Source organism: Vibrio minamisatsumaniensis (assembly GCF_050337445.1).
GTDB lineage: Bacteria > Pseudomonadota > Gammaproteobacteria > Enterobacterales > Vibrionaceae > Vibrio > Vibrio artabrorum.
The window spans coordinates 1-5812 of the sequence record NZ_JAKJSY010000131.1; the positions used below are offsets into that span (position 1 = coordinate 1).

The 5812-nt window shown below is 42.9% G+C and carries 5 protein-coding genes; 3 read left to right on the forward strand and 2 right to left on the reverse strand.

What is annotated here, in order from left to right:
* Positions 1 to 161: 161 nt before the first annotated feature.
* On the forward strand, positions 162 to 1658 hold the full coding sequence (locus tag L4B77_RS19185; RefSeq protein WP_429752417.1) for an HD-GYP domain-containing protein: 1497 nt from the start codon (positions 162 to 164) through the stop codon (positions 1656 to 1658).
* Positions 1659 to 1930: 272 nt separating this feature from the next.
* Positions 1931 to 2230: a hypothetical protein gene (locus L4B77_RS19190; RefSeq protein WP_261839448.1), complete on the forward strand. Its 300-nt coding sequence runs from the start codon at positions 1931 to 1933 to the stop codon at positions 2228 to 2230.
* A gap of 235 nt (positions 2231 to 2465) precedes the next feature.
* Here the strand turns inward: L4B77_RS19190 and L4B77_RS19195 are convergent, their stop codons facing one another.
* Positions 2466 to 3977 carry a vWA domain-containing protein gene (locus tag L4B77_RS19195; protein WP_429752420.1) on the reverse strand — a complete coding sequence of 504 codons (1512 nt, stop codon included), beginning with the start codon at positions 3975 to 3977 and terminating at the stop codon, positions 2466 to 2468.
* A gap of 358 nt (positions 3978 to 4335) precedes the next feature.
* Here L4B77_RS19195 and L4B77_RS19200 point away from each other — a divergent pair, with 358 nt between their 5' ends.
* Positions 4336 to 5526 carry an amino acid aminotransferase gene (locus L4B77_RS19200; protein ID WP_429752422.1) on the forward strand — a complete coding sequence of 397 codons (1191 nt, stop codon included), beginning with the start codon at positions 4336 to 4338 and terminating at the stop codon, positions 5524 to 5526.
* Positions 5527 to 5612: 86 nt separating this feature from the next.
* On the opposite strand, the gene L4B77_RS19205 is transcribed toward L4B77_RS19200, so the two are convergent.
* Positions 5613 to 5812, reverse strand: a 200-nt coding sequence (locus tag L4B77_RS19205; RefSeq protein WP_429751147.1) for an IS3 family transposase, incomplete at its 5' end; no start/stop codon positions are given.

A 5812-nucleotide genomic window follows, 5' to 3' on the forward strand; every position in this document is an offset into this window, starting at 1 on the left:
ACAATTATTGCTATCCATATAATTACCTAGAATTTCAATAAATATGTGAAATACTTCACGGATAACTTTGTAAGCTTTGCTAAGTTTGTACTTAAAGCGAGAGTCAAGTTTGCTCCACGCTTCAATAATTTGACTTAATCCAATAAGCATGCGAGACAACAATGAAAAAAGTAGAAGCAGACCAGTTAAGTTATAAAGGCTTATCGATGGATACTTCAAATTACAATCAATCGCTAACGACTAAATTATACGTCATCGCGGGCGTGCTGTTTGCCACATACGGGAGTCGGGTATGCCCTATGCTCGAGAGCTTAACAGCGTTAGAGACTTTCACACAAGTCAGTATTGTATTTGTCTTATTATGGCTCACACGTCGTTATCTATTGGTGCAACATGCCTTAGTCGAGCAAGGTCGATTCGCGCAACTCGATACCTTGCTATTTTTTGCTGCAAGTGTTCCTTTCGCTCTCTACTATAACTTAAGCTACGAATTCACCATCGTTAGTAATATGAAGGTGCTGTTTGGTATGAGCCTATTCGGCTTCTTTACCGGAGCCATTCTCCAATTGAACGCCAAACTCAGACAAATGGATAGAATGGAAATGACGGGACAATTTGACTTCCAACTGTCTGGTGAAAGAAGTTCGTTGGTTAAGCAAATGATTAGTTTAGTCGTCATACTTTTGGTAACACTGACGACAATGTTGACGATGATTGCCGTAAAAGACACCTTTTGGCTAGAGCACAACCCTGATCGCTTCTTAGATGGCACAGGCAAGATGAGCGTGATCAAAGAGCTTATTTATTTGGCAATAGTGCTGGGTGGATATGCAATAACCATCATGACGCTTTGGAGCCAGCTGATTAAGCGTATTCTCCTAAGTCAAGAGCACGCATTAAGTAAAGTCACCAATGGCGAGCAAGGGGTTCGCTTACCTATTTTCTTCTACAACGAGCTTGGTTCAATGGCATCTATGACCAACACCATGCTTGATAACCTTGAAATTACGCAAAACGAAGTCAAAACCACACGTGACGTTGCAATTGTAAGCTTATGTGCCCTTGCTGAGTCTCGAGACAATGAAACAGGCGCACATATTTTAAGAACTCAAGAATACGTAAAGGTACTCGCAGAAGAGCTCAGCAAGTCAAAAACACACTCAAGCTTATTAACACCAAACTACATCGAGCTGCTCTACAAATCTGCGCCTTTGCACGATGTAGGCAAAGTGGGAATTCCTGATCACATTTTATTGAAGCCGGGCAAATTGACGGACGAAGAGTTTGAAATAATGAAAAGTCACCCTGCGATTGGTGCTGAAGCGTTGTCTATTGCTGAAAAGCAGTTAGGGAGTAGCTCTTTCTTAAGCGTCGCAAAAGAGATATCTCTGACTCACCATGAGAAATGGAATGGTAGCGGTTATCCTAATCAGTTGTCTGGTGAAGATATTCCTCTGTCCGGCCGCTTGATGGCACTTGCCGACGTATACGACGCCTTGATCTCTAAACGAGTCTATAAAGAAGCCTTTAGCCATGAGAAAGCGCGAGCCATCATCTTAGAAGGAAAAGGACACCATTTTGACCCAACCGTCGTCGACGCGTTCTTAGCTGTTGAAGAAAAGTTTGTTTCGATTGCGGCAACTTATCAAGATGGGTAATAGACTAAAAGTGGCGATCGCGTTAGGCGCACAGTTACAAGATTAAACACGGTGTCAGTGTGTACCCTCTCGACACATTCTGCGTCTGTCAATGTTATAACTTACATCAACAACAATTATTGCTATCCATATAATTACCTAGAATTTCAATAAATATGTGAAATACTTCACGGATAACTTTGTAAGCTTTGCTAAGTTTGTACTTAAAGCGAGAGTCAAGTTTGCTCCACGCTTCAATAATTTGACGTAATCCCAAAACATGTGAGACAACAATGAAAAAAGTAGAAGCAGACCAGTTAAGTTATAAAGGAGAGTCAAACGGTGTTCACAGTTGGACAACACCGAGTGGCCAGCCATATTACTGGCACCCAGATTGGCTCCACATTGCTGAAGATGCGACAGGCTCACATCCAAAGCAAAAACTCGATGTCGATCAAGATCAGGCACCAACAGAAAAACACGCGGTGTCTGCTATTCTGAAACACATTAACCAGTGGGCCGTTGACAAACTAGCCTCACACCCTGAAATTGAAACAGGCTCGATTGAAGCTGAAATCAATCTAAAAAAGTAGCGGGGTAAAGCAGACAGTGAACTGAATCACTCGCGATTCTGCCCCAGAACATAGACTGAATAGCCTCGACCCTCGACCGTGGCTATTCAAGTATCGTCATAAAATACTGCAATACCCCCTGCCCCAACCTAGCGAACAGACCTCTAAAACAAACCCGTTTTATGCACGACGTAGGCAAGGCAAGGTGGGCAATAGACCAAAAGTGGCGCTTCTAGCGCCACTTTTATTTAATAATCTATAGAGCTATTGTTCTAATCACTGTTTCGCCATTAAGGTCTAACGTCAATTTAATAACATCACCCGCTTGAAGTGGAATACCCAAGTAAGCGACATAAGAAAACTTCACTGAAGTTTGCAGAGATGAATAAATCCCAGCAATATTTATCGCATCAGTCAACTCAAAGAACGCACCGCCGGTTTCTTCAGCAATAACTGACAAATCGGCAATATTCGCACCACTACCAACCGAAATAGCATTCACAGGAATCGAGTTTTGTAATGCCGCAGCAACAACGCCATCACGGTCCGTAAATGAACTGTTTCCATCAGTCATTACGAATATGCGTTTGAGCGTATTGCTTCTGGCTGAAGCTAATGCAACAGAATCATTAATAGCGCCCTCTAATTGCGTACCACCACTCCACCTATAGTTCTCATTTAGAGAAGATACAGGATCAGTACGATCGGCGTGTTTTTCATCGTACCGACTAAAATCATTCCATAGTGACGAGAACGCGTTATACATATCTACAGAAAAATGTAAGTTCGCTTTACTCGTAACGAAGCCAGAATCGGAGTAATTATAGGTAACATTGGTACTGTCACTGTCAGTCATTGAGTAGTTTGCCAAAAGTGTGTTATCAATCAACTCTACGTTGTGATCAAAAGGTACAACGGCAACCTCGTCTGCGTCTGCTTTTTCAGTGATAAATTGATGTGCTGCCGATGCTGTTAACTGAAGTAACGTTACAGGATTACCATCCCCATCAATAATTGCGACCGGTGGATCAACGCTTTCATCAAATTCATTGGCAAACATAGAACCACTCGCATCCAATGCGAGAACATTTGAAGTGGACACAGCAAGTTGTTCAGAAGTGTTTAACGATAAAAAATTAGCCGGTAAACCATTAATTTCTAACAAGAAAGAATCTTTAGACAACTGAATGACCGCATTATTGGTTACAGAGTCTGTGATGGAGAAAATAAACTCACTGCCTCCAGCCTTTTGCATCGCACTGATGACATAAGTTGCATTGGAAGGAATAGTCGAAGCTACAACACTTGTATTTGGAGTCGTCCCTGATTGCTGGAAGTTTGCGGCATTCGCTTTCAGCGCCTTATAACCATCGGCTGTCGCTGCAATGACATACCCTTCGGTGTCAGCGCTATCAACAGGAACTTCGATGACAAAAGACCCACAGCGATCTGTTGTCGTTGTATCACCAACCTGACCACTAACAGAATCTTCAATAGCAACGATCGCACTCGACATTGGTCGGTAACCAGCCGGTACATTAGGGCATTCAGCACTGTAACTTGATATGTTTAGCTTTCTGTTAAGGGCCCTTGCACTTCTAATCTCTGTAGATTCAGGCACAAGTAACGTACCCGCAAAAGTGGTGGTGTCAACCGTGGTGTCATCGGTACTTGATGACTCCGTTGATATCGTCTCGTCATCACTCCAACACCCTACGATCAGTGCTGTTGATACCAGTAATGTCCCTATCCTCAATTTAAAGTTCATCCTCTACTCCTTGATTAATATACTCATAGCCAAATTCATTGCTTGTGCATTCTTCAGTTAAGTACAATTTGGTCAGAAAACCATTTCGGAACCCACATCACATGATTGACCATGCCATATATAACCAGTTGCATATCATTTTTGTGACTCACTTAACATTACATACTCAACAAATTTGCGTTGTCATTCCAAGGCCCCTAGACAACGAAACTTAAATTTTTTTCTCTTTCAGCCATCCACTCAGAAATATCTGTCATTTATCTAAATTTACTCTCCATTTACAGTTGTACCGAGCCACGTTGAAAGGTATAAAAGAGGGAATTCAATATTCCCCTCACAATTGACATGGATGAAAATTATGTTTGAAAAAGTGTTAGCGGCTCCCGCCGATCCTATCCTCGGCCTTACTGAAGAGTTTAAAAATGACTCTCGCTCAGAGAAGATCAACCTTGGTGTTGGCATCTATAAAAATGAAGATGGCCAAACACCTATACTTAAAACAGTAAAGAAAGCAGAAGCTGCACTTCTTGAAAACGAAAAAACCAAATCTTACCTAACCATTGAAGGTACCGCTGAATACGCTCTAGCGGTTCAGAAACTTCTTTTCGGTTCAGACGCAGAGATCGTTACGTCTCAACGCGCAAAAACAGCACAAGCGCCAGGTGGTACAGGAGCACTTCGCGTAGCGGGTGAATTCATCAAACGTCAACTGGGCGACGTAAAAATCTGGATCAGTAATCCAACTTGGGCTAACCACAATGGCGTTTTCGCTGCGGCGGGCATCGAAACGGCTCAATACAGCTACTACAACGCTGAAACCAAAGACAAAGACTTCGCAGGTATGGTGGCTGACCTAGAGAAAGCTTCTGAAGGCGATATCGTGCTACTTCACGGCTGCTGCCACAACCCAACAGGTATCGACCCAACTGCCGATGAATGGGAAGTGTTAGCTAAGTTGGTTGCTGAGAAAAAACTGCTTCCTCTATTCGATTTTGCTTACCAAGGTTTTGCAAAAGGCGTTGAAGAAGACGCAGCTGGCTTGCGCGTTTTTGCTCAGTACAACAAAGAGATCCTTGTTGCTAGCTCATTCTCTAAGAACTTTGGCTTGTACAACGAGCGTGTGGGTGCATTCACTCTGGTTGCAGAATCTGCAGACATAGCAACGACAGCATTCTCTCAAGTTAAGAGCATCATCCGCTCTATCTACTCTAACCCACCAGCGCACGGCAGTGCTGTCGTAACTCACATCCTTGGTGATGCGGATCTACGTGCTGAATGGGAAGCTGAAGTCGCAGAAATGCGCGACCGTATCCAAGAGATGCGAGAACTGTTCGTAACAACACTGAAATCAGAAGGTGTTGATGCAGACTTCACCTTCATCGAACGTCAAAACGGCATGTTCTCTTTCTCTGGCCTTAGCAAAGAGCAAGTCACTCGTCTGAAAGACGAATTCGCAATCTACATTGTTGGTTCTGGCCGCATCAGTGTTGCTGGAATGACTAAGTCAAACATGGGTCCTCTATGTAAAGGTATCGCAGCGGTTCTTTAATCATAAAGCGCAGCCTGTACTTGCAGACCGATAGAAATACAAAAGCCAGCGACTTTGAAGTGACCCCATAAAGTTGGACATTTCTGTTAAGCGGCTTTCAAGGCCTGAGTTCGATATTCTATCGGAGTCAGGCCTTTTAGTTTCACTTTTATACGTTTGGTATTGTAGTACTCGATGTATTCTTTAATTTTCTCTATCAGTGCATCTGCATCTTCAAAGCTTTGGTTGTGATACATCTCTGTTTTGAGTAAAGCAAAAAAGTTTTCAGCAACCGCATTATCCAAGC